Below are 25,359 nucleotides of genomic sequence, written 5' to 3'. Positions count from 1 at the left end.
ATGTTGGGCTGCCTACGAAAAATCACCAGGCCGTTGACCAGCACTGACTTCCGTTCCCCGGGACCACCGCTGGAGCATTAGGCATGGGTTACTCATACGCCTCGGTTCAACGGTGAGATAGCTATGGACCACTGAATGAGGAACCCCTCCGTCAGGATTGGCCGCTGCAGGTTGTGGGGCAGGGCGCTGGCCTGTGCACGGGGGAGGCAGATCTGTGTCAGGTGCCGCAGTTGCAGGCCTGGTCAGGTCCTGTCTGCCCACGAACGGGGGTCTGTAGCCGTGTGAATGACTTGCCGGGTTCTGCACTGTTTCGAAGGTGTCCGCCCACCGGCCGGACGGGAAGCTGTCGCCGCAGGACGGTAGGGAAGTCGGGATCACAGCAGGGGCGGTACTGCACCGAAAAGGGCCGTCATTTTGGGTTCACCGTGGTCATGTAGCAGATAAGCGGAGTCGACGTGATGTGTCCTGAGAATGATGTGTCCCAGCCGCCGGGTGACGGCTGGGCCCGGACAAGTGACCTGCGTCCGCTGCTGGCGGCAATGACAGCATTGCGTGATGGTGACTTCCGATCTCGCCTGCCTGTTCAGGGGGAAGGCGTTGTCAACGAACTCTCCGCGATATTCAACCAGATCGTTGATCGCAACGAGCATTTCACGCAGGAGCTGGCCCGCGTACGGCGGGAGATAGTCCGGCAGGGCAGGCTCGACGAGCGCCTTTCGGCCAGTCCAGGGCAGGGCGCTTGGACGGGAAGCGTGGTTGCGGCCAACACACTGCTTGATGCTCTGGTGGTGCCGATGGCCAATGCCACGCGGGTGCTGGATGCGGTGGCCGGTGGCGACTTGACCCAGCGGGTGGATCTGCACGACGGCAACCGTCAGTTGCGGGGCGATATGCGCCGTCTGGGCCGTGGGGTGAACCACATGGTGGACCAGCTGTCGCTGTTCGCCGACGAGGTGACCCGGGTGGCACGTGAGGTGGGCATCGAGGGGCGGTTGGGGGGGCGAGCCAAGGTGCGGGGGTTGTCGGGCAGCTGGCGGGACGTGACGGAGGCCGTGAACACGATGGCCACCCGGCTGACCGCTCAGGTGCGGGACATCGCTGTCGTGACGACGTCGGTGGCCCGCGGTGACCTAACACGGTCGGTGACCGTGGAGGCCACCGGCGAGCTGCTTGAGCTGAAACTGACGGTGAACACGATGGTGGATCAGCTGTCGGCGTTCGCCGACGAGGTGACCCGGGTGGCACGTGAAGTGGGCACCGAGGGCCAGCTGGGCGGGCAAGCACATGTGCGGGGCGTCTCGGGGGTCTGGAAGGACCTGACCGACAACGTCAACTTCATGGCATCGAACCTGACCTCACAGGTCCGCAACATCGCCCAGGTCACGACGTCGGTGGCCAACGGCGACCTGTCACAGAAGATCACCGTGGATGCGCAGGGGGAGATCCTGCAGCTGAAGTCGACGGTGAACACGATGGTGGATCAGCTGTCGGCGTTCGCCGACGAGGTGACCCGGGTGGCACGTGAAGTGGGCACCGAGGGCCAGCTGGGCGGGCAAGCGCACGTGCGGGGCGTCTCGGGGGTCTGGAAGGACCTGACCGACAACGTCAACTTCATGGCATCGAACCTGACCTCGCAGGTCCGCAACATCGCCCAGGTCACGACGTCGGTGGCCAACGGCGACCTGTCACAGAAGATCACCGTGGATGCGCAGGGGGAGATCCTGCAGCTGAAGTCGACGGTGAACACGATGGTGGATCAGCTGTCGGCGTTCGCCGACGAGGTGACCCGGGTGGCACGTGAAGTGGGCACCGAGGGCCACCTGGGCGGGCAAGCACATGTGCGGGGCGTCTCGGGGGTCTGGAAGGACCTGACCGACAACGTCAACTTCATGGCATCGAACCTGACCTCGCAGGTCCGCAACATCGCCCAGGTCACGACGTCGGTGGCCAACGGCGACCTGTCACAGAAGATCACCGTGGATGCGCAGGGGGAGATCCTGCAGCTGAAGTCGACGGTGAACACGATGGTGGATCAGCTGTCGGCGTTCGCCGACGAGGTGACCCGGGTGGCACGTGAAGTGGGCACCGAGGGCAACCTGGGCGGGCAAGCGCACGTGCGGGGCGTCTCGGGGGTCTGGAAGGACCTGACCGACAACGTCAACTTCATGGCATCGAACCTGACCTCACAGGTCCGCAACATCGCCCAGGTGGCCACAGCCGTCGCCCTGGGCGACCTCGGCAAAAAGATCGACGTCGACGCACGCGGCGAGATCCTGGAACTGAAGACCACCATCAACACGATGGTGGACACCCTGTCTTCATTTTCCTCAGAAGTCACACGCGTGGCACGCGAGGTCGGCAGCGAAGGCCAACTCGGCGGGCAGGCACATGTGCGGGGCGTCTCGGGGGTCTGGAAGGACCTGACCGACAACGTCAACTTCATGGCCGACAACCTGACCTCACAGGTCCGCAACATCGCCCAGGTCACGACGTCGGTGGCCAACGGCGACCTGTCACAGAAGATCACCGTGGATGCGCAGGGGGAGATCCTGCAGCTGAAGTCGACGGTGAACACGATGGTGGATCAGCTGTCGGCGTTCGCCGACGAGGTGACCCGGGTGGCCCATGAAGTGGGCACCGAGGGCAACCTGGGCGGGCAAGCGCACGTGCGGGGCGTCTCGGGGGTCTGGAAGGACCTGACCGACAACGTCAACTTCATGGCCGACAACCTGACCTCACAGGTCCGCAACATCGCCCAGGTGGCCACAGCCGTCGCCCTGGGCGACCTCGGCAAAAAGATCGACGTCGACGCACGCGGCGAGATCCTGGAACTGAAGACCACCATCAACACGATGGTGGACACCCTGTCCTCATTTTCCTCAGAAGTCACACGCGTGGCACGCGAGGTCGGCAGCGAAGGCCAACTCGGCGGGCAGGCCCGCGTCGAGGGCGTCCATGGCACGTGGAAGAGCCTGACAACGAGCGTCAATAGCCTCGCCCTGAACCTGACTACCCAGGTCCGGGCCATCGCCGAAGTGGCATCGGCGGTGTCGCAGGGCGACCTGTCACGCTCCATTGCCGTTGAGGCCAGCGGCGAAGTGGCCGAGCTGAAGAACAACGTCAATCTCATGGTCTCCAAGCTCAGGGAGACCACCCGGGCCAAGGACTGGCTGGAGTCGAATCTAGCCCGGCTGGCCGGCCTCATGCAGGGCCACCGGGACCTCAGAGAAGTTGCTGAACTGATCCTGCGCGAGCTCACCCCGCTGGTCAATGCACAGTTCGGCGCCTTCTTCCTGGCCGACGTCAGCAGTGGAGACGGCTCCGACGTCTCTGCCGACCGCACGGCCACCCAGGACAGGGGGCTCGCCTTCATCGCCGGCTATGGCTCACAGGGAGCGACCGTCGACCCTCCCGGCATGCTAGGCCACGGGCTGGTGAGACAGGCCGCGCTGGAGAAAAAGCGCATTCTCGTTGAGGAGGCGCCGCCTGACTACATCAAGATCACTTCAGGCCTCGGGGAAGCAGCACCGGCCAGCGTTGTAATCATCCCCATCCTCTTCGAGAACACCGTCCTCGGCATCATTGAACTGGCTTCGTTCTCCCGTTTCTCCGATGTCCACCTTGCCTTCTTCGATCAGTTCGTCAACACGATCGGCGTGGCAATCAACACCATCATCGCCAACTCCCGCACCGAGGCACTGCTGGGCGAGTCCCAGCGGCTGGCGATGCAGCTGCAGGAACGGTCTGACGAGCTGCAAAGCCAGCAGGCCGAGCTGCAGCGCTCCAACGCCGAACTGGAGGAGAAGGCTGCCCTGCTGGCCTCATCCTCCCAGTACAAGTCAGATTTTCTGGCCAACATGTCGCACGAACTGCGCACCCCACTGAACTCACTGCTCATCCTCGCCCGGCTGCTGTCGGAAAATCCTGAAGGCCATCTCACCGACCAAGAAGTCCAGTTCGCCACGACCATCTACCGGTCCGGGTCCGATCTGCTGCAGCTGATCAATGACATCCTCGATCTGTCCAAGGTTGAAGCCGGCCGGATGGATGTGCGCCCGAAGAGACTTCCGCTGGCCAAACTCGTCAGCTACGTCAGCGACACGTTCCGGCCCATCGCCATAGACCGGGGCCTAGCCTTCGAGATCGCAGTCGGAGAAGATGTGCTGCCTGAGATCTACTCCGACGAGCAGCGACTCCAGCAGATCCTGCGCAACCTGCTGTCCAACGCAATCAAGTTCACCTCGCGCGGCCGGGTCACCCTGCGCGTGGAGCGCTGCGCAGCGCCCCCGTACACGCTGAAGGAAGACAGCTCTGTCATCGCCTTCATCGTGGAAGACACAGGCATCGGCATCCCGGGTGAAAAACTCAGCTCAATCTTCGAGGCGTTCGAACAGGCAGAGCGTACGACCAACCGCAAATACGGTGGTACGGGTCTGGGTCTTTCCATCAGCCGGGAACTCGCAACCCTGCTCGGTGGCAAGATCGTCGCGGAAAGCGAGCAGGGCAAGGGCAGCATTTTCACTCTCTACATTCCCGCTGTCACCCCCGGATTCGATCCCGACGATCCCGCAGGGTCGGAGCCGGATGCCACAGAGCAGGAGGTCACCGCTCTCGACCCACGCCCCGCCCTGCGTGACTTCGCCGCAGCCCCCGTTTCCTGGCAGACTTCGGTAGCCCAGGGCGATGCCTGCTCAAACACAAAGCGACTGGAAGAATGGACCTCAGGCCGCCCGGGCCGAGTACTGTCCGGCAGCCGTGTCCTCATCATCGACGACGATATCCGCATGGTCTTCGCACTCACCCAGGCGCTGGGACGCGCCAAGATGCCCGTACTCTACGCGGAAAACGGCAAGGAGGGCATCGAAGTCCTCCGGCGCAATCCCGACGTGGCGATTGTGCTGATGGACATCATGATGCCCGAGATGGACGGCTACCAGACCATCGAGGAAATCCGCAGTACCCCCCGCTATGCTGACCTGCCCATCATCGCAGTCACAGCCAAAGCCATCCCCGGCGACCGCGAGGAGGTTATCACCCGCGGCGCAAACGAATACGTCCCCAAACCCGTGGACATCGACTTGCTGCTCGGTATTGCCTGCGACCTGCTGGACCCCGAGGGCGCCGCAGCGGCCTCCCATGCCAGTGACAACGAGGAAGACACAACACACCAGGCCGCCGGCGACACCTCAGAAGAGACATCATGACAGCCATCGCATCCCGGAACACGGCAAGCATCCTGCTCGTCGATGACATGGAAGACAATCTCACCGCCCTCGAGGCCGTGCTGGACCCCTTGAACCAGCGTCTCGTACGTGCACGTTCAGGGCCGGAGGCCATGAAAGCACTGCTTCGCGAGCAATTCGCTGTCGTTCTGCTCGACGTCGTCATGCCTGACATGGACGGTTTCGAGACCGCAGCCAACATCAAACGGCTTGACCAGACCAAAGACGTACCGATCATTTTTCTCACCGGCGTGGAAACCAGCACCAATTACCTATTTCGAGGCTACGCCACCGGCGCCGTGGACTACCTCGCCAAGCCCTTCGACCCCTGGGTCCTTCGCGCCAAAGTCTCTGTCTTCCTCGACCTTCACCTCAAGAACCGCCAGCTCCAGGAGATCCTGGCCCGCGACTGGAAACGGCTCGACGAATTCGGTGAACGACTGGAGCGCATCGAGAGCCAGTTCGCCGCCAGCAGGGGCCCCGATGTCGCTGGAATGCGCCATCACCTCACCCGCATGCGGGAATCGATCCGTGAACTGCGCGAAGAACTGGCCCCCCACTTCCTCGTCACCTGACAGCAGGACACCCCCACCTCTTCATGGAGGCAGTCATATGAGCCGTGAGGGATGCCCATTGTCACAGCCGCCCGAGGAGAACAAGCCGTATGTGCCGTGAGCAAACCCAGGCCAGACTCCGCTCCGTGCCGGGTAATCTTCGTGCTCCTGCCACCGCACGCAGATTCGTCCGGGCCACGCTCAATTCCTGGGCACGGCACAAGCTGCCCGTCGAGACAGCCGTACTTCCCGTCGAGGACGCCCTGCTCCTGACCAGCGAAGTGGTCACCAACGCCGTGCTCCACGCAGGTACCCCCGTCGAACTGTGCTGCCGTCTAGAAAACGCCTGCGCCCAAGGCTGTGGTCCGGCCGCCTTGGTGGTCGAAATCTCCGACCACTACCCGTCCAAGACCCTGCTCCTGAGCGAGCTGGATACCACAGGTACCTGCCACCGCGGGCTTCACCTCGTCAGAACCATCGCGCAGTCCTGGGGCGTCAGCTATCGCAGCGGCCTTAAGACCGTATGGTTCCGCCTCTCCTTGAATACCCCCGCAACCGGACAAGACCTCGCCGATTCGGTAACGACTCACCAGCCCCCCGCGCCGGACACCGCGCCCACCCGTGCCGCTGAGCACCTTCCCTACCAGCTACCCCTGGATGAGTACGAGGCTCAATGGAAAAACAGGGGAGAGCTATCCTTCCTGGCGGAGGCATCAGACCTGCTCTCAGGCCAGTTCGACGAGGACAAGGTAGCTGCGCTGGCCGGACAGCTCCTCGTCCCTCGGTTCGCGGACTGGTGTGCGGTATGGCTGGAACCACATAGTGCGCAGTCGAAGGACGCTCCCCGGCTCGCCCGGGTCTGGCACGCCCGCGAAAGCCTCACCACGGAACTGCGAACCACCCTCGAAGACCTCCCCTGTGAGCTGGTGCGACAGGGCCAGACCTGGCCAGTCCCGCTACCTTGGCCTCCCCCTCGTCCCGCGGCGTCCACCGCTTCGCAGCCGCGACCCGCCACCGGCGCAGCACTCGCTTGTCGGCTCATCTCCGCAGGCCGCCCGGTGGGGACACTCATCCTTGGACAGACCGGACCGGCTCGCCTGAACAACGAGGCCGTCGCCCTTGTAGCAGAGTTCGCGCGGCGACTGGCCATGGCAATAGCCTCAGCCCGGCAGTACACCCAGCACGCCACGACCAGCAAGGTCCTCCAGCGGGGCCTGCTGCCCGCCAGCCTGGCCGCCATTCCGAACATGGACACACACATCGTGTACGAGCCGGTGGGCGAAGGAGCCACCGCGGGCGGCGACTTCTACGACCTGTTCCGGACCAACGATGGCCGATGGTGCTTCGCACTCGGAGACGTATGCGGACACGGACCAGAAGCAGCCGTTGTCATAGGCCTCATACGACCCCTGCTGAAGCTGCTGGCCGAAGACGGCTACGGGGTCCCGAAGATCCTCGACCGTCTCAACCAGGTCCTTGTCGACGACGCTCTCTCGGCTGCCGAAGGCACCGGACACAACGGCCATTGGGACGAGGTACGTTCCCTGTCCCTGCTGTACGGGGAACTGGTACCCGCCGCAGACGGAAGCATCCAGTGCACACTCGCAAGCGCCGGACACCCCCTCCCTCTCCTGCTCCACCCCGACGGCCGCGTGTATCCCGTCGCAGAATCGCAGCTGCTCCTTGGCGTCATGGAGGCCCCCGACTACCGGTGCCAGACCATCACCCTTGCACCGGGCGATACCTTGATCTGCGTCACCGACGGCGTAACAGAACGACGCAGCGGACAACGCCAGTTGGACGACGACGACGGACTGTCACGCATCCTGTCCTGCTGCGCCGGACTCGAGGCAGCAGAAGTGGCCGAACAAGTTCGCCAGGCCGTATACACCTTCGCTGCCGAACCTCCCCATGACGATCTCGCACTGCTGGTCCTCCATGCCCGGTAGGATTTTGAAGGTCGACTCAACCGGATTCTGCTGCGGTCGTGAAGCCAGTCGTGATCGCCTCGGCAGATGGCAGCAGGTTCGGTAGGTGCCACAAAGTACCCCCGCAGCACCAGGTCACGGGTGCCGCCGTCCCACCGTGCCGACGATCAGCCGCCGCATTTCGGCAGTGATGCCGCCGTGCAGCGACTCGGTTCTGACGACCTGTTCGCCGACCTCCAAGTGCCGGCTCACCCATGCCAGGGTCTGCCCGGTGAGCATGTCGCCGAAGTCGCGGACCAGCCGGTGCGTGGTGGCCAGTTCGGGGCAGGCATTGAGCACTGTCTTGAACTGCTGATGTTCGTCCTCGGTGAACGTGGAGGGGTGACGGTAAGCCAGCCGGTGACCGCATCGAGGAGGCCGGGTCGGGTGCGGCGGCCCGGAGACGGCGTCCTGCCAGCGGGCAGGGCGGGCGAACCACTGGACGGTGTGACGTCCCCAGCCCAGATGCTGGGCGATGGCGTGCAGGTCCATCCCCGCATTCAACGGGCCGGGGACGAGGGCATGATGCGCCCGCATGTTCAGTCCGGCGCCCGGTCGGCAACGCATGGCGGGCATCAACCTCTCTTGACGGGAGCTGCCGGTCGAGACAGCGGCGCCCTCCGGGTGACGGCGCACAACTGGTCACGGTGGGATGCGAGGCACTTCATGACCGCCTGGCCGAGGTTCTGCCACAGTTGGAACCGGTCTGCGACCTGCAAGACATTCGGGGCGCCGCGCCCGGCGCCTTCGGCGTAGGCGCCGGCCCGGTACCGGCCAGATCACCTCCATTCCGGGGTGAGCCGTCAGGCATGCGGCCAGTGGCGCTGCCTCGAGCCCTGGCAGCACCTCGATGGGCCGGTGCCGTCACCCGTGATCACGTGGCGTACGAGTGGCCGCGCATGGTGGCAAATCGTCGACGCCGAGGGCTCATGGCGTGTCATAGAACGGCTCGGGCATTGCCCGAATCGGTTCAACAGCCCCATTCGCCCCACTGACGGCTTCAGGGCGTTGGCCACCCGCGCCCCGGCACGGCCGGCCAGCGCGAGCGCGATCCGTGACAGGGGCGTATGGGCGGGCCGTATCTGCTCGGCGAGCGTGCGCTGAGGCAGGATCCGTACCGCATGCCCGGCCAGCGGAAGATCCTGCAAACGACGCTCGCAGCGGTCATGCACACGTGTCGATGCCTGGCCATGGGCCGGACACGAGCCCGTGTCACGGCGGGAACTGAGCCTCACCACCATCCCCCACGTGCCGTGCGCCGCTGTGATGACCAGTCCTCGAAGCCCTTGAACAGCCGTCCTGCCGAGCGGTTCTGTGACGGCGACGATGCGGCGCTTGCGCCGCCCGACGGCGAGCCGATCGGCCTGGTCGGGGTCATGTCCCGTGGGGTGGTGTAGTCACGGCAGCTGCTTCGGTTCCGGTTGCGAGGTGATCTGCGGTTCAGATGCGGATGGCTTGGTGGTGAAGAGCTCGGCCATGGAGGCTTCCGACAGGTAGCGGCGGTCGAAGACCTGCCACTCGTCGTGGAGTTCGGCCAGAACCGCGGCAGCGAGCCGGTCCAGAGCGGCAGGGTTGGCGAACACCTGCACGACGTCGGCCCGCCGTTTGATCTCCCGGTTCAGCCGCTCCAGCGGGTTGGTCGACCAGATCTTCTCCAGTGCGCCGGCGGGAAGTCCGCGAACGCGGTGATGTCGGTTGCGGCGTCCAGCAGCATCTTCTTGACCTGCGGGAACTGTCGTCCGAGCATGTCGGCGACCACGTCCAGCTGGGTGCGGACCTGCTCGGCGGTGGTCTGCGCGAAGATGGTGCGGATGGTCGCCGCGACCATCTCGCCGGAGCCCTTCTCGATCACGCTGAAGACGTCGCGGACGAAGTGGACTCGGCACCGTTGCCAGGCCGCGCCGAGGAAGACAGTGCGGATTGCGGCCACCAGCCCGCTGTGACTGTCGGAGATGACCAGCTGGACGTTGTCCAGGCCACGGGCCCGTAAGGAGCGCAGGAACTTCGTCCAGAACGGTTTCGACTCGCTGTCGCCGACCATCAGCCCGAGGATCTCGCGATGCCCGGTGGCGGAGATCCCGGTCGCGATGACCACGGCCTGCGAGACGATCCGGTGGTTGACCCTCGCCTTGCAGTAGGTGGCGTCCAGGAAGACGTAGGGGAAGACGGTGTGATCCAGCGGCCGCTCCTTGAACGCGGTCAGCTCGGTATCGAGCTCACCGCAGATCCGCGACACCTCCGACTTGGAGATCCCCGAGTCCGCACCGAGTGCTTTGACCAGGTCGTCCACGCTACGGGTGGACACGCCTTGCACGTATGCCTCCATCACCACAGCGAACAGAGCCCGGTCGATACGCCGGCGCCGCTCGAGCAGCGAGGGGAAGAACGACCCGGTCCGCACCTTCGGGATCTTCAGGTCCAGGTCGCCGGCCTGGGTGGTCAGCAGCCTCTCCCGGTGCCCGTTGCGCCAGGTCGTGCGCTTCTCGGAGTGCTCGCCCGGGGCGGCCCCGATCACCTCCGTGGCCTCGGCCTCGATGAGCTCCTGCAGGATGCGCTCGCACACCACCCTGATTGCTTCAACTCCGTCGGCCCGACGTAGTGACTCCAGCAGCCGCATCAGCTCAGACTGGGACAAGGCCATCGCGTGCTCCTCCGGTTGAACTGCCCGTTCACCAGGGAGACTTGCGCGATGGCCTGCCCTTGCTCAGGGAGCATGCACCATCAGCGGATGCACGCCCCGGGCAGACACCCGCGCGTTCCGGGACGCGGCCCGGCTACACCACTTCATGGGACGCGATCCTGGTCGGTGGCAGGGCCAGGTTACTCAGGGAGAAGAAGTCCTCTAGGGCCCGTCTTCAAACGGATCTTGCCCAGAGCAGGAATGACGCGAGTGTGACCGCCGCTTCGTAGGAGGTGGCGGTCTTCTCGTATCTGGTGGCGATGCCGCGGATGCCTTTGAGCCGGTTGAAGCAGCGCTCAATCATGTTGCGTCGGCGGTAGGTCTCCCGGTCGAATCCTGGCGGTCTGCCGCTGCGGCGGCCGCGGTTGTGTCGGTGCCGTCGCTGGTCGATCTTCTCGGGGATGACATGCGCAATGCCACGTTTACGCAGGTAGGCGCGGAAGCCGCGGGAGCTGTAGGCCTTGTCTGCAACGACCTGGTCGGGCTTGCAGCGCGGTCGGCCCAGGCCGATGCGAGGGACGCGGATCCGTTCCAGCAGTGGGTGTGCGCAGATGCTGTCGTGACGTTGGCCCGGTGTCAGGAGGATGGCGAGCGGGCGTCCTTTGCCGTCGCAGGCGAGGTGGATTTTGGTGGTCAGTCCTCCTCGGGATCGGCCGAGGGCGTGATCGTCCGGTTCGTCCGCCCGCTGCTGCCCCCTTTTCGGCCGGTGGTGGCTGCGTGCTGGTGGGCGCGGACGACGGTGGAGTCGATCTGGACCAGCCAGTCGATGTCGCCGACTGCGTCGGCCTGGGCCTGGATCTGCTGCAGGGCCCGGGTGAACACACCGTCCAGGGCGTAGCGGCGGAAGCGGGTGTACACCGTCTTCCACGGGCCGTAACGGGCCGGCAGGTCGCGCCAGGAGATCCCGGTGCGGATCTTGTACACCATGCCGTTGACGATCTTCCGGTCCTCGACGCGAGGTCGGCCCGTCACGGCTCGCGGTATGAGTGGAGCGAGTAACTCCCACTCACGGTCGGTGAGTTCATGGCGGCGCATCACACCCACCATGATCCATTACGAGATGATCTTTGAAGACGGACCCTAGTGCGCGGGCGAAGGAGCCCATCGATCGTCTGGGGCTGCGGGCTCGCTCCAGCAGGGCCTGGAGCGAGTTGGAGCGCTCGTCCTCCAAGAGTAGGCCCAGGCGGTGACGAGGCCGCAGGCCCGGGCGACGCAGATGGGCTGCGACATGCGTGACGGAGTCCTCGAGCCAGGCGGGCGGATCGGAGAGCTGGCCGCGAAGGTGTTCGCCGCGGATGAGGGGGCGGTCGGGGTGCTGTTGCCAGCAGGCCGAGCACGGGCCCAGTCCGGCATGCCGCCGCACCTGGCTGCACTCGCGGCAGTTCCGCGGCGGCTGCTTCGGCGGCCCGAGCAGAACCGATCACAACCTCAAGATCTGAGGCTGTAGTACTTGGTGGTGGAGTTCCATCCATCTCTGCTGAGTAGCAATTACTCAAGTGATTCGAGTGGGTGTGGGCTGAGGGTGAATTAAGGGCTTTTGAGAGCAACAAAGCCATGTATGTCTCCTCTGTTGTGGAGGTGCGGACCTTACCGGCCCTGTCTCCCAGACAGCAGCAGCCGTTGGCCGAATGCTGACCGCTGGTGTGGGCGGCCTGGCTACTGCGCCGACCGCATCATGCGCCCCACGTCTGGCCGCCGCATCGCTTGCCGCGGTCCTCGTCGACAACCCCCAAGGGTGATCATGCTGGATGGTTTTACGGCCTGGCCCGAAGGGTTTGCACAGCGCTATCGCAGGGCTGGCTACTGGTCGGGGCAGGCGCTGGGCGAGCTGCCGGGTCAGTGGGCGGCGCGGTTCGGTGACCGCGTTGCGGTCGTGGCAGGTCAAGAGCGCTGGTCCTTCCGGGAGCTGGATGCGCGCTCCAGCCGCCTGGCCGCTGGCTTCCGGTCCCTGGGCGTCATACCCGGGGACCGGGCGGTGGTCCAGCTGCCCAACGTCGCCGAGTTCTTCGAGGTGCTGTTCGCCCTATTCAAGATCGGTGCGGTGCCCGTGGTGGTGCTGCCGGCGTACCGGCGCAGTGAGGTGAGTTACTTCTGCAGGTTCACCGAGGCTGTCGCCTATGTCGTCGCCGAGCGGCATGCCGGTTTCGACTTCGGTGTGCTGGCAGCGGAGGTACTCATGGAGGCGCCGACGCTGCGGCATGTGTTCGTCGTGGGCGCCCCAGGTGACTTCTGTTCGCTCGATTCGGTGCGTGACGCTGCGCCGGAGGGCGGGGCCGAGGAGTGGCCGGCGGCCGATGCGGGCGGTGTGGCATTGCTGCATCTGTCGGGCGGGACGACCGGCACACCGAAGCTGATCCCGCGCACGCACGACGACTACCTGTACGGGGCTCGGGCGAGCGCCGAAGTGTGCGGCTTCGGCCCCGAGACCGTGTATCTGTGCTCACTGCCGGTGGCACACCAGTTCTCCCTCAGCGCCCCTGGGGCGCTCGGGACCTTCCTGTCCGGCGGCCGAGTGGTGCTCGGGCCGCACCCGGCACCGGACGCTGTCTTTCCCCTGATCGAGCAGGAAGGGGCCACGGTGGCTGCTGTGGTGCCTCCGGTGGCTGCGCTATGGCTGCAGGCCGCCGAGCACACTGGGCAGAACCTCTCCAGCCTCGAATTGTTGCAGGTGGGCGGGGCGAAGGTGAGTCCACAGCTGGCCCGCGCGGTGCGGCCCGTGCTGGGCTGCCAGGTGCAGCAGGTCTTCGGGATGACCGAGGGGCTTTTGAACTTCACCCGCCTCGATGACCCCGACGAGACCGTCTTCACTACCCAGGGGCAGCCGCTGTCACCGGCCGATGAGATCCGTGTGGTCGATGACGCCGACCACGACGTGCCCTCCGGTGAGCCGGGGCACCTTCTCGTGCGCGGCCCGAACACCATCCGCGGCTACTACAAGGCCCCGGACCACAACAAGGCCGCGTTCACCGCGGACGGCTTCTACCGCACCGGCGACATCGTCCGCCAGACCCCCACTGGGCACCTGGTGGTGGTCGGCCGGGCCAAGGACCAGATCAACCGCGGCGGGGAGAAGATCGCCGCCGAAGAGATCGAAAACCACCTGCTTGCGCACCCGGACGTGACCGAGACCGCCGTGGTGGCCATGCCGGACGCCTTCCTCGGCGAACGCATCTGCGCCTACATCGTTCCGCGCAACGGCCACGCCAAGGCGTCCGAGCTGCTCGGTTTCGTCCGTAGCCGGGGCTGGCCGCTTACAAGGTGCCCGACCGGATCGAGTTCATCGACGCCCTGCCCCGCACAGCCGTCGGCAAGATCAGCAAACAACAGCTACGGGACCGCATCGCCGCCGCGGCTGGGCCCGCTGGAGGCGCATCATGAGCGTGAACAGTGAGCTGTCCCTGGGCAGGCTGCGTCAGGATGTAGCCGCCGTGCTCGGCGTGATGCCAGCCTTCATCGCGGCGGATGTGCCGCTGATGGAGCAGGGGCTGGACTCCATCCGGCTGATGACGCTGGTCGAGCGATGGCGTGCTGCCGGCGCCGCCGTCACCTTCGCCGACCTCGCAGAACGGCCCACCCTGAACGAGTGGAGCGCACTGCTCACCTCCCAGGCCGGACGCCATGCCTAAGAAGAGGCCGCAGGCGGCGGAGCGGCTGCCGCTGACCGCTGCCCAGCAAGGCGTCTGGATCGGCCAGCAACTGGCCCCCACCTGCACGCTGTACAACGCCGCCGAATACCTCCAGGTCAACGGCCCCCTGGACACGACAAGCTTCGCCCAGGCCCTGCGCCAGACCATCGCCGAGACCGATGCCCTGCATGTCCGCTTCGAGGCAGATCCGGGCGGCGTGATCCAGGTTCTGCACCCCCCTGGTGAGTGGGAGCTTCCTGTCATTGACGTCAGCAGCGAACCAGACCCGGACCGGGCCGCGCTCGACTGGGTGGGCACAGACCTGCAGACCGTGACCGATCTGGAACAGGGTCCGCTGTTCGCGCACGCCCTGTTCCGCCTCGGCTCCGACCGCTACCGGTGGTATCACCGCGCGCATCACATCGCCCTGGACGGCTACAGCTTCTCTCTCATCGCTAACCGGGTGGCGCAGCTGTACACCGCCTTCGTCACCGAAAGCCCCTGTGCCACCGGGCGGTTCGGTTCCCTGCGGGCGGTAGTCGATGATGAGGCCGCCTATCGCCGCTCTGCGCGGTGCGAGGCAGACCGGGAGTTCTGGCAAGCCCGCTTCGGCGACGCCCCGCAGGCGGTGAGCCTGAGCAAGCGTGTATCGGTTCCTTGTGGGCGGCTCATCCGGTGCAGTAAACGGCTTCCGGCCCACGCCGTGGACCGCTGGCGCGCACTGGCCGAGCAAAACGGTGCCACTTGGGCCGAAGTGGTCCTGGGCCTCACCGCCCTCTACGTGCACCGACACACCGGGGCCGACGAGGTGATCTTGGGCGTCCCCGTCATGGGCCGCCTCGGGTCGGTCGCCGCACGCACACCCGTCATGGTGATGAACACCATGCCACTGCGTGTACCCGTCACTGCGCAGACCGGGACGGCAGGCGTGGTGCGGGCCGTCGTGGCGGAGATGCGGGCGATCCGGCCCCACCAGCGCTACCGGAGCGAGCAACTGCGACGCGACCTGCAGCTCGTCGGCGGCTCGCGACGGCTGTTCGGGCCGATGGTCAACCTGATGCCCTTCGATTACGGACTCCACTTCGCCGGCCACCCGGCCACGGCCACCAACCTGTCCGCTGGTGCGGCGTTCGTCGAAGATCTCGCCATCTATCTACATGCCCGCGCCGACGGCAAGCCGCCCGTGCTCGAACTCGACGCAAACCCCCACTGCTACACCCCCGCTGAGCTGGCCATGCACCTCGACCAACTCACTGGCCTGCTCGTTTCTGCCCCGACGCCGAGCCCCGTCTCCTGACAGCACTGGACCGGACATGAAGCACACACCAACACCAGCCGAGAGCGGTACGACCGAGTCCCTGCACACGGCCCGGGTGCGGCAGTGGAACGCTACCGCCCGGCCCTACCCGCGCGACGCCAGTCTGGCGGAACTGTTTGGCCGCTGGGCCGACGAGAGACCTCATGAGTGCGCCGTCATCGACGGCGAGCACCGACTGTCCTACCGGGAGCTGGACCTGCGGGCGAACGCCGTCGCCCACACCCTGGCCGACCGCGGTGTCCAGCCCGGACAGCGGGTAGGCGTGCTGGGCCGACGATGCGCGGAAGCCATCGTCGCGCTTCTGGGCATCGTCAAGGCCGGCGCGGTGTATGTACCGCTGGACGCGGCCCATCCACTGCCGCGGCTGAAAGCCATGGCCGAAGACGCCGAGGTCCACCTGGTCATCGCGCTGCCCGGTGCAGACTGTGATCTCGACGTCGTCGGCGGCTCGGCGCTGCGGCTAGAGAACCGGATGACGGACCATCCGCCGGCATTGGCCCGCCCCGTCATCGGAGAGGACCTGGCGTATGTGATGTTCACCTCAGGCTCCACCGGCCGGCCCAAGGCCGTCGGCGTCCGGCAGCGCGGCATTACCCGCCTCGTGGTCAACACCGACTACATCAGCTTCAGCCCGGCCGACCGTGTCCTGCAGATCACGGCCCTGACCTTCGACCTGTCGACGTTCGAGATCTGGGGGGCGCTCCTCAACGGCGCAGCTCTGGTCGTTGCGCCATGGCAGGTGGAGTTCTCCCCCGATCATCTAGGCCGGCTGCTGGACCGGCACGCAATCTCCGTGGCGCTGTTTTCCACGGCCATCTTCCACCAGTTGGTGGGCCAACGGCCTGACTTGTTCACGGCGGTCCGTGATGTGCTGGTGTGCGGGGACGCGTTCAACCTTCACCTGGCCCGAGAGGTGCTGGTCCATCATCCGCCCAAGCATTTGATCAATGCCTACGGGCCGACCGAGAACACCACCTTTACCACCGCCTATCTGGTCAATGAGCTGCCCGCCGACGCCACGGCGATGCCGATCGGCACTCCGATTGCCAACACCACCTGCTACATCCTGCGCGACGACGGCACCCTGGCCGACATCGGTGAGGAAGGAGAGCTGGTCACCGGCGGTGACGGGGTCGCGGCCGGATACCTCAACGACCCGGAGCTGACCGCTGAACGGTTCATTCCCGACCCGTTCAGCGACGACGACGCAGCGCGCCTGTACCGCACCGGAGACGTCGCCAGCTGGCATCAGGACGGAACCATCGCCTTCCACGGCCGCCGCGACGGCCAATTCAAGATCTGCGGCCTGCGTGTCGAGGCCGCCGAGATCGAGAACGCCCTGTGCAGCCACGACGCCGTCTCACAGGCCGTCGTCACCCGTCACACGACCGCCCTCGACCGGGAGGGCGAACTGGTCGCCTACCTCGTCCGGACCGCAGATCACGAACCGGCGAGCGAAGCGGAACTCCATGACCACATGGGCGCCATCCTGCCGTCCCGCATGATCCCTGCCATCTTCATCTGGCTCGACCGGCTGCCCCTGAACCCCCACGGCAAGATCGACCGTAGCGCCCTTCCAGCCCCCGCAGCCCTCCATACCGCCCCGTCACCTGCCACCTCACCGGCAACGGACCTGTTGGGGCAGGTGCGGGCCGTCTGGCAGGAGATCCTGCGTGAGCGCGATGTGGAGCACGACATCGCCCCCGACGACACGCTGTTCGACATCGGCGGCACCTCCTTCGACGTGCCGCGGATCCACGCCTGTATCACCGAACGGCTCACCGCTCCCGCCTCCCTCACCCCACTCGATCTGTTCACGTATCCCACTCTGCGCGGCTACACCGACCACGTCGCCTCTCTCCTCGACGCGTCCGTCGGCAAGGCCAGTCCCCGCCAGACATGACCCCGACGCCCCCGAGCGCAAACAGTAACGCTGCCCAATCGGAAACGGAATGGATCATGAGTTTCCCGACCACTTCTCGAACCGAGATCGCCATCGTCGGAATGGCCGGGCGCCTTCCAGGCGCGGACAGTGTCACCGAGCTGTGGCAGTCGCTTACCGAAGGCCGGGAAGCGGTACGCCTCCTGAGCCCTGTAGAGCTTCAGACAGCAGGGGTGCCGGAGGATCTGCTGTCCGATCCTGCCTATGTGCCCTACGGCACATTGGTGTCCGGTGTAGGGGAGTTCGATGCGGCGTTCTTCCGGATGACACCGGCCGAGGCCGCGCTGGCCGACCCGCAGCACCGGCTGTTCATGGAATGCGCCTGGCGTGCACTGGAAGATGCCGGTGCGCCGCCCGGCGGGCGGACCGGGGTGTTCGCCAGCACGGGAGCCAACAGCTACCTCACGCAAAATGTGCTGCCCGCTGGCCTGTACGCAGGGACGGACCTGCCAGCTTCGGTACGGCTGGGGAACCAGGTGGACTACCTGGCCAGCCGCGTATGCCACACCCTGAACCTGACCGGTCCCGCCGTCGCCGTGCAGACCGCCTGCTCCAGCGCGCTGGTGGGCGTCGATGCGGCCTGCACAGCGCTAGCGACGGGCCGCTGCGACACCGCGATCGCCGGCGCGGCATCCCTGCGTCTGCCGCACCCCGCGGGATACGTGTATTCGGAGGGTGGCACCTTCTCCCGGGACGGGCACTGCCGGCCCTTCGATGCGGCCGCCTCGGGGTGGGTCGGCGGCAACGGCGCCGGCGTGGTGGTCCTCAAGCGGCTGGCCGACGCGGTCGCCGACCGGAACCGCGTCTACGCCGTCATTCGCGGCATCGGGGTCAACAACGACGGCGCCGATAAGATCAGCTTCGCCGCACCGAGCACCTCCGCTCAGATCGATGCGATCACCCAGGCCGTCACGAACGCTGACATTCCTACGACCGACATCGGCTACATCGAGGCGCACGGCAGCGGCACCCAGCTCGGAGACCCGATCGAGGTGGACGCGCTTGCTAAGGCCTACGCATCCGCCGGCGGCGTCGCGGACGGTTGCGGACTGGGCAGCATCAAGGCCAATCTCGGCCACCTGGACACTGCGGCAGGAATCGCCAGCCTGATCAAGGCTGTCCTCGTGCTCTACCACCAGTCCATCCCGCCGCAGATCAATTACACCATCCCCAATCCTCTGCTCCATCTGGAGCAGCAAGGTTTCACCGTCTACGACCACCTACGTTCCCCGGCGGCGCCGATGAAGGCGGCGGCGGTGTCCTCACTGGGCATGGGCGGCACCAATGTCCACATGATCCTTTCCACGCGGCCAGAGACCGCACCCCGCCCTGGGCCTGCCGAGCAGGACTACCAGCTGTATCTGTCCGCCCGCACCGACGCCGACTTGCGTCAGACAGCCCATGACTTGCACGCCCACCTGGCCACCCATGACGTACGCATAGACGACTTGGCCTACACCCTCGCCCAGGGCCGGGCCCGCTGGCCCAACAGCGTCACCCTGCACGCCCGCACCCTCGATGAAGCCCGCGACGCCCTGAACCGCTACCTCAATGGCGCGGCGAACCCCCTGTGCGCCACGCTGACGGACCCCACAGCTCCGTCCCATGCAGTCAAGATTTCGCTGCCCGGCCATCCCTTGCATCCCGAGCGACACTGGATCAACCCACCCGCAGCTCAACCCTATAGTCCCGCCCTGGCAGGCCAGATAGTCGAAGATAGCGCAGATGTGCCTGGTGACCTGGTCGAGCAGATCACCGGCATCTTCCGCACCCACCTTGGCGCGGATGATTTCGGTCCTGACGACCATTTCGATGCCTTCGGCGGGTCCTCCATCACCGCAGTGGAGATCGTCGACGCCATCGCCGACCAGATCGGCCCGGTTCTGGGCCTGGGCCGGTTCATTGGCATGGGTACCCCGCGCCGGATAGCCGAGGAGATCCGCACCTGGCCGGCTGGCAACCTGGTCGACCCCGTCATGGTCCCGCTCCGCCAAGGCACGCCCGGGCAGGAGGTGTTCTTCCTCTATCCGGCCAACGGCACCGTGTTCTGCTACCACAAGCTCGCCCAGCACACCCGGTTTGCCCGGCCCGCCTACGCCATCGGCTACCCCTTCGAGGAAGACAGCCCGCCGACCACGCTGGAGAAGATGGCCGCCCGGTGCATCACCGAGATCCGCACCGTCGCACCGCACGGCCCTTACCGGCTCGCTGGCTACTCCCTGGGCGGCAATCTGGCCGTCGAAGCCGCCCGCCAGCTAGAGCAGACAGGCGAGACGGTCAGAGACATTGTCATGATCGACGGTATTCCGCTGGAGGCCTACCCTCGCCAGTTCTCCGAGACCGACTACCTGCGCGCCACGCCGATCACCCTGGCCTACTTCCTCGGGCTGCCTCTGCCGGACGGAACCGCCGAGACTGCCGACGAGGCCATGGCCCTCCTACGTCAGCCCACCTGGTCCCGCACCACCGAGGAGACTATGCGCCGCTTCGTGACCATGGTCGTGCGCACAGGCATGGCACTGTCCACCGCCCCTCGGTCACTGGCCATCAACGCCGACATCACCAACCTGGCCGCCACCGAGCGCCGCAACCCCGTATACGACGTCATCGGCATCAAGGATCTGCCTCCCGAGGCCTGGCAGCCCTACACCACCGGAAATCTCACCACCGTCTCCCTGCCCGGCAACCACTACACGCTCTACAGCGACCCGGACAACTTCACCCGCCTTGCCGCAACACTCGACCAGATTTACCAGTAATAGCTACCTGATTAGCAACCGATGCTGAATCGAAAGAGGGAAGAAGTGCCAGATGGAATAGAAATCGAACTGCGCAAGCTCTTCGAGGCGTGGATGACGTCCATCAAGGAGCGGGACGTTTCTTTCGTGGATCGGGTGATGGCACCCGAGTTCCGATATACCCATTTCACGGGGGAGACCTTCGATCTCGCCGGATACAGGTGCCTTTACGAGGCGCTGGCCGAGGACGGCGGGACGGACATCCACGGCATCGAGAACTTCTGCGTGCAGCTATTGGCCGACGGAGCGGTGGCGCTGGTGACCGGTGAATTCCTCGGTGACCACACCTACTCCGACGGGCGGACCGAGCACGAAGACGTCCGGTTCCTGTGCATTTGGGAGAAATGTGCGGGCGAGTGGCGCGCAGTCGCGCTCCAGGCTGTCGGCAAGCAGTTGGCTGCCCCTTCCGGCTGAGACCGGCGACCTCCTACCACTACGATTTGAGGCCCTTCCATGTGGATCCTCGGACTGAATGCTCCTCCTCTTGGCTGGCATGACCCCGCGGCCTGTCTCATCGACGGCGACGGCGTCGTCCATGCTCTAATCGAGGAGGAACGGATCTCCCGGATCAAGCACGGTCTCAACTCATACCCACGCACCTCCACACAGGCGTGCCTGGACATGGCTGGCATCAAGCCGGCAGATGTGGATGTGGTGGCGCTGGGGTGGGATCTGCCTCGGCATGCATGCCGCACCGATCTGGGCCGACTGGATCCGACCGTCCTGGGCAGGCCGTGGCAGTTCGGTGACGGCCGCACGTTCCTCACGGATGCGCTGGGCTGGGAGCTGGACCTGGTGCGTCATCCCGATCTGGTGTTTGTGCCTCATCACTACGCACACGCCGCGTCGGCGTTCTATGCCTCGGGCTACGCCGAGGCGGCCGTGGTGGTCGCTGACGGCTATGGGGATGAGGAGAGCGCCTCCATCTACGACGCCCGGCACGGCCAGCCGCTGATCCGCCGGGACCGCTGGCCCATCCCGAGCTCGCTGGGGCACATGTACAACGCGGTCTCCGAGATCATCGGCCTGCACACGCTGGAAGCCGGCAAGACCATGGGACTGGCTGCCTACGGCCGCGCCCAATCCGCAGCCCCGTGGCCGGTCTTTGACCTTGACGGCGACACCTTCACCCCGCCATTCACCCTGCCGCCGAACACACCTGACCGGCAGATCATCCTCGCCTGGTGGGACCACTTCCGCAAGCTGGGCTACCGCAGACAGCAGACCCCCACCAGCGAGCTCGACCAGAATGCTCACGCGGTCCGCCTGGCCTGGAGTGCCCAGGCCAGCCTGCAGCAGGTATTCGCGCTGCTCGCCGAGCGCGCCCGCCGTGCCACTGGCCTGGAGGCGTTGTGCCTGGCCGGGGGTGTGGCGCTGAACTGCTCCTCCAACGGCCACCTACCGCAACCGGTGTACGTGCCGCCGGTCCCGCACGACGCCGGAGTCGCACTCGGCGCCGCCTGGGCCATCGCCCCGCCCCGCACCCCGAATCCGCCGCTCACCCCCTACCTCGGCCGTGCCATCCCCATATTCGAGATCGACCGGGCCCTGTCCCTGCACGACGCAACGCCCCAGCCGTTCTCGCCCGATGCCGTGACAGAACGCCTGCTGACGGGCCAGATGGGCGCCATCGTGACCGGCCGGGCCGAGATCGGCCCCCGTGCCCTGTGCCACCGCTCCATCATCGCCTCACCCCAGGACCCGCACATGCGGGACCGGCTCAACTTCGCCAAGGGCCGCGAACTGTGGCGGCCGCTGTCCCCGGTCGGCCCCTCCACGGCCGAGGACACCTACTGGACCGGCAATCCCACCCTGCACCGCTACATGCTCGGCGCCGCCCAGGTCACCGACCGCGGACACAACGGCATCCCGGCCGCCGTCCACATAGACGGCACCGCTCGCCCTCAGATCATCACCGACCCAGCTGAACCCCTCTGGGCCATCCTTGACCACCTCCAGCAGGCGGGCGCACCGCCGGTGCTGATCAACACGTCCTTCAACACACGCGGCGAGCCCATCGTCGATACCGCCGACCAAGCCATCCGATCGGCCCGCACCATTGGGCTCGACTTCCTCATCCTGGACGACCGCCTTGTCGACCTCGCCCACACCTCTCGGCCCAGCGAGGACACAATCAGACCAGCGCCCATGCCCACTTCCGGAGGAGGCCGGTGATGAGTGCGCAAAGGCAACACCGGGCCGGAGCCGACAGCGCCCCCCAGACCGCTCCACGGACCAGTGCCGTGCCGGCCCCCCCGGATGCGAACCAAACTCTGCTGGCCATCCAAGGCCCGCGTCTGCCGATGACACGTACGCGCTCCTCACAGCAGCGTCAGGGACCCTGCATGCGACCACGGCCTCCCGCCGCATACCCAACACCGATGCCATCGAGTGAACAGCAGAACAACCCGTGGAAACCGCCCTGCACGCACTCGCCTCCCTGTGGAATTCTGACCGGCAGCAGCTGGACCAACTCCGCGAGGCCGTGCACAGCGCACGAGCCGCTGTTCTCTCATGCACCATGGCCATCTACCAGGCCAGCAGTCAGGCATCAGAACGAGAAGAGCTGGCGGCGATGACCGCCACGCCACCCCTCACCTACAGCCGGTACCTGCACCTGGACGACCTGCTCGCCCAGCACGTCCCCCTCTGCCCGTCGGCACACGACGAGCACCTGTTCATCACCGTGCACCACGTACACGAACTGTGGTTCAAACTGCTGCTCATCGAACTCACCGATGCCCGGGACCGGATGCTCACCGGGGAAGCACACTTGCCGCAGCTGCGCCTGCAGCGCTGCCACGCGATCGAACAGGCGCTCCTCGATACGCTGCATCTCCTGGACACCATGACGCCGACGGACTTCCTGGCTTTCCGTAGCGGGCTCGGTACCGCCAGCGGCGCCCAGTCCGCCCAGTACCACGAAGTCGAGATCCTCTCCGGGCGCAAGGATCCCAACCGCATCGGCCGCATGGGCTGGCTCACCCCCGCCGAGCGCACCCACCTAGAGCGGCGCCTGGCCGAGCCCAGCGTGTGGGATGGATTCCTGAACCTCCTCACCAAAGCGGGCTACGACACATCCACCCACGAAAACCGGGACGCTGCCCTCACCGGCATCACCCACGACTCGGCCCAGGAGCCACTGGCCGATCTCGCCGAGGCCTTGATCGGCCACGACCAGGCATGGTCCCAGTGGCGCACCCACCACCTCCTCATCGCCGAACGCCAGATCGGGAGCAAACCCGGCACCGGCGGCACCACCGGAGCCCCTCACCTCAAAAACAGGGCCATGACACGACTCTTCCCGGAACTATGGGAATTCCGCAGCAAGCTGTGACCGGCGCCGCCCTCGCGACCGGACTCGCCATCGGTATCGAAACCGTCTGCCGCAACATCTCCGAGGCTGTGCGGGCCCTGACCGGGTGCTTGAACAGGCCGGCGGCAACGTCGATGCGTAAGCCGTCGATGCCCCGGTCCAGCCAGAAGCACAGCATCCGGTCGAATCGGCGCCGATCTCGGGGATGCGCCAGGTCCTCACCGATCCTCTCGGTCGTCTACTGGGGGGGCGGGGTCTGTACGTTCAACGGTGGATCTTCGAACAGGAAGTAACACCTGATGACAGACGTCATCGTCTCGGCTGAGGCCGTCGAGGAAGTACAGCCCGCCACGGCGCTGGACGCGCCGGTCCACCAGCTGGTCAGCCAGCTGGTGGACCGGGCGAAGCCGACGGTGATCTTGCGCGGGCTGGGTATGTCGGCCCGGACCGGTTCGGCGGTGCCCGCGCGGAGGGCGGCAAGGTGTTACTTGGCGGCTGCCCCGGTAACCGCGCTCGTAGGTCTCCAGGAACAGGCGAGACCACTGACCTGGCCTTCCGTCTCGGCGAACAGGCATTCAGGTATGCCTTAACCGACTCCAACACGCCGTTGGAACGGCGGTCGCGGGCGGAGGCCAGCAGCTCGTCGAGGTCGGTGTCGCGGAAGCGGCGCACGGTCTTGCGGTCTAGGTTCAGCCGTCGGGCCATCGCGCTGATCGTCCAACCCATATCCACCAGGCGGTGGATATCCTCGTAGCGGTGGCGTGTCCGTTCGACGACCCGGGTGCGGGGCAACTGCGGCACCTGCAGCTGTGGCAGGACCGGTTCCGGCACCATTGGTGCCGCCTCCTGCCGGCGCTTTTGCACGGGCGGCCGCGGTGCTGGTGGCAGGTTCTGGATCAAATGCCACCGATCCGCGACCTCCAGGGCGTCCCGGGCGGCCTCCTTGACAGCCCTGGTGTAGGCGGTAGCCCGATCCGGGCAGATGATCTCTGCTCCGGGATACTCGGTCAGCCAGGCCGCAAAGGCCTGGCGGTGCGGTCGGGCAGCACGTCCACGACTCGGCCTGCCACGACGTCGACCAACACGGTGCCGTAGGTGCGTCCCTTGCCGAAGGCGAACTCGTCCACCCGCAGCACCCGCGGAGCACGGTCCGACACCGCCGACGCCTTCAGCAGCCTGAGCAATCGGGTCCGGCCCGCGGTCAGTCGCAGATGTCAGCATAGCCGGGCAGCCGGACGGCCCCCGAGCTCGATCGACCATAGCCAGCCGGTCAGTCCGGTGTTGGAACGGCGGTGCCGCTCGGACAGGCCCGGTACCTGCTCGACGAACGCCTTGCGGGAACAGCTCGTCCGGTCGCAGAAGTACCGGCGGACGCGTAGCCCGACTATGACCCGGCGAGAGCCTAACGGCCGTTCGTGCAGGGCGCGTTGCTATGTGCTGCGTGTGCGTCTCGCCTGCTTCCGGCAGTCCGGGCACCAGCCCGGACGAGCCGTTGACACCGCCTCCACGACCAGCATGTCCGAGGAGGCGGTCACCCGCTCCACCTGCACATCGATCCCGGGAAACAGCACATCCTCAGTCGTGTTGCTCGCCACGGCAGAGAGCACCCTGCCGAAACGATCCCCCGTTCCCGCCGCTGACGTGGGGATTCACGCAACTGCGGACAGAGCCGAATTCAGTGATCCCATGCAGGTAGGCGCCAAGACCATCGAGGGCAAGCAACACCCGGACGGGACGCAGTTCCGCTTTATCAACACCAGAAGGAACTCGCCGCCGTCTCGGCGCGTTTGGAATCGGTCCACACCGTCGTGGTGGCATTAAGCGCTCTGTCGACCACTGCGGTCCCGCACCGCCGCGCCGCCGAGCCTGATGCTGGCACTGGCGCCGAAGCGGCCTCCGCCTCGAGCAAGCCTGCCACCGACACGAGCCCGGAACT

The 25,359-nt window shown here is 66.1% G+C and carries 12 protein-coding genes and 4 pseudogenes; 11 read left to right on the top strand and 5 right to left on the bottom strand.

What is annotated here, in order from left to right; all coding sequences use genetic code 11:
• Nucleotides 1-476 precede the first annotated feature (476 nt).
• From ACQEV2_RS43105 to ACQEV2_RS43095, 3 genes are all read left to right on the top strand, one after another.
• Nucleotides 477-5,204, top strand: a complete 4,728-nt coding sequence (locus ACQEV2_RS43105) for a HAMP domain-containing protein (protein ID WP_433055962.1) — start codon at nucleotides 477-479, stop codon at nucleotides 5,202-5,204.
• Nucleotides 5,201-5,797 (top strand): response regulator, encoded by a 597-nt coding sequence (locus ACQEV2_RS43100; RefSeq protein WP_433055959.1) that lies wholly within the window; start codon nucleotides 5,201-5,203, stop codon nucleotides 5,795-5,797. The genes ACQEV2_RS43105 and ACQEV2_RS43100 overlap by 4 nt, the downstream gene beginning before the upstream one ends.
• Before the next feature lie 125 nt (nucleotides 5,798-5,922).
• On the top strand, nucleotides 5,923-7,725 hold the full coding sequence (locus ACQEV2_RS43095) for a SpoIIE family protein phosphatase (protein WP_433056113.1): 1,803 nt from the start codon (nucleotides 5,923-5,925) through the stop codon (nucleotides 7,723-7,725).
• A gap of 95 nt (nucleotides 7,726-7,820) precedes the next feature.
• Here ACQEV2_RS43095 and ACQEV2_RS43090 read toward each other — a convergent pair.
• The 3 genes and pseudogenes from ACQEV2_RS43090 to ACQEV2_RS43080 form a co-directional block, all read right to left on the bottom strand.
• Nucleotides 7,821-7,983, bottom strand: a pseudogene (locus tag ACQEV2_RS43090) (aminoglycoside phosphotransferase family protein); the annotation flags it as partial.
• A gap of 1,157 nt (nucleotides 7,984-9,140) precedes the next feature.
• Nucleotides 9,141-10,384: pseudogene (locus tag ACQEV2_RS43085) on the bottom strand (IS256 family transposase).
• A 214-nt stretch (nucleotides 10,385-10,598) separates the two neighbouring features.
• A protein-coding gene (locus ACQEV2_RS43080) for an IS5 family transposase (RefSeq protein ID WP_433055216.1) occupies nucleotides 10,599-11,458 on the bottom strand; the annotation gives its coding sequence in 2 pieces (ribosomal slippage) (nucleotides 10,599-11,105 and nucleotides 11,108-11,458; 858 coding nt in all).
• 706 nt (nucleotides 11,459-12,164) lie between these two features.
• Here ACQEV2_RS43080 and ACQEV2_RS43075 point away from each other — a divergent pair.
• From ACQEV2_RS43075 to ACQEV2_RS43040, 8 genes and pseudogenes are all read left to right on the top strand, one after another.
• Nucleotides 12,165-13,801: pseudogene (locus ACQEV2_RS43075) on the top strand ((2,3-dihydroxybenzoyl)adenylate synthase).
• Entirely contained in the window at nucleotides 13,798-14,049 is a 252-nt protein-coding gene (locus tag ACQEV2_RS43070; RefSeq protein WP_433055956.1) for a phosphopantetheine-binding protein, read from the top strand. Before ACQEV2_RS43075 ends, ACQEV2_RS43070 begins: the two are co-directional and overlap by 4 nt.
• Nucleotides 14,042-15,346, top strand: coding sequence for a condensation domain-containing protein (locus ACQEV2_RS43065; RefSeq protein WP_433055953.1), 1,305 nt, complete (start codon nucleotides 14,042-14,044; stop codon nucleotides 15,344-15,346). Before ACQEV2_RS43070 ends, ACQEV2_RS43065 begins: the two co-directional genes overlap by 8 nt.
• 76 nt (nucleotides 15,347-15,422) lie before the next feature.
• On the top strand, nucleotides 15,423-17,270 hold the full coding sequence (locus ACQEV2_RS43060; RefSeq protein ID WP_433055950.1) for a non-ribosomal peptide synthetase: 1,848 nt from the start codon (nucleotides 15,423-15,425) through the stop codon (nucleotides 17,268-17,270).
• Between the two features lie 56 nt (nucleotides 17,271-17,326).
• Nucleotides 17,327-20,068 (top strand): beta-ketoacyl synthase N-terminal-like domain-containing protein, encoded by a 2,742-nt coding sequence (locus tag ACQEV2_RS43055; RefSeq protein ID WP_433055947.1) that lies wholly within the window; start codon nucleotides 17,327-17,329, stop codon nucleotides 20,066-20,068.
• 21 nt (nucleotides 20,069-20,089) lie between these two features.
• The gene (locus ACQEV2_RS43050; protein ID WP_433055944.1) at nucleotides 20,090-20,521 is read left to right on the top strand and encodes a nuclear transport factor 2 family protein; all 432 of its coding nucleotides are present in this window, start codon (nucleotides 20,090-20,092) and stop codon (nucleotides 20,519-20,521) included.
• 207 nt (nucleotides 20,522-20,728) lie between these two features.
• Entirely contained in the window at nucleotides 20,729-22,282 is a 1,554-nt protein-coding gene (locus ACQEV2_RS43045) for a carbamoyltransferase C-terminal domain-containing protein (protein WP_433055942.1), read from the top strand.
• Between the two features lie 346 nt (nucleotides 22,283-22,628).
• A complete protein-coding gene (locus ACQEV2_RS43040) occupies nucleotides 22,629-23,444 on the top strand; it encodes a tryptophan 2,3-dioxygenase family protein (protein ID WP_433055939.1) in 816 nt (271 codons plus the stop codon).
• Between the two features lie 82 nt (nucleotides 23,445-23,526).
• Here ACQEV2_RS43040 and ACQEV2_RS43035 read toward each other — a convergent pair.
• Together ACQEV2_RS43035 and ACQEV2_RS43030 are read right to left on the bottom strand one after the other, a co-directional pair.
• Nucleotides 23,527-23,636, bottom strand: a pseudogene (locus ACQEV2_RS43035) (alpha-amylase family glycosyl hydrolase); the annotation flags it as partial.
• 794 nt (nucleotides 23,637-24,430) lie between these two features.
• Nucleotides 24,431-24,580, bottom strand: a complete 150-nt coding sequence (locus ACQEV2_RS43030; RefSeq protein ID WP_433055936.1) for a hypothetical protein — start codon at nucleotides 24,578-24,580, stop codon at nucleotides 24,431-24,433.
• Nucleotides 24,581-25,359: the final 779 nt, after the last annotated feature.

The sequence above is a fragment of the Streptomyces sp. CA-251387 genome, assembly GCF_050936625.1.
Taxonomy (GTDB): domain Bacteria; phylum Actinomycetota; class Actinomycetes; order Streptomycetales; family Streptomycetaceae; genus Streptomyces.
This window is presented reverse-complemented; position numbering and strand designations above follow the sequence as displayed.

Coding starts and splice junctions, on each gene's coding strand:
- ACQEV2_RS43100 (WP_433055959.1), top strand. CDS start 5,201: ATGACAGCCATCGCATCCCGGAACACGGCAAGCATCCTGCTCGTCGAT.
- ACQEV2_RS43070 (WP_433055956.1), top strand. CDS start 13,798: ATGAGCGTGAACAGTGAGCTGTCCCTGGGCAGGCTGCGTCAGGATGTA.
- ACQEV2_RS43065 (WP_433055953.1), top strand. CDS start 14,042: ATGCCTAAGAAGAGGCCGCAGGCGGCGGAGCGGCTGCCGCTGACCGCT.
- ACQEV2_RS43055 (WP_433055947.1), top strand. CDS start 17,327: ATGAGTTTCCCGACCACTTCTCGAACCGAGATCGCCATCGTCGGAATG.
- ACQEV2_RS43050 (WP_433055944.1), top strand. CDS start 20,090: ATGCTGAATCGAAAGAGGGAAGAAGTGCCAGATGGAATAGAAATCGAA.
- ACQEV2_RS43045 (WP_433055942.1), top strand. CDS start 20,729: ATGGCTGGCATCAAGCCGGCAGATGTGGATGTGGTGGCGCTGGGGTGG.
- ACQEV2_RS43040 (WP_433055939.1), top strand. CDS start 22,629: ATGGCCATCTACCAGGCCAGCAGTCAGGCATCAGAACGAGAAGAGCTG.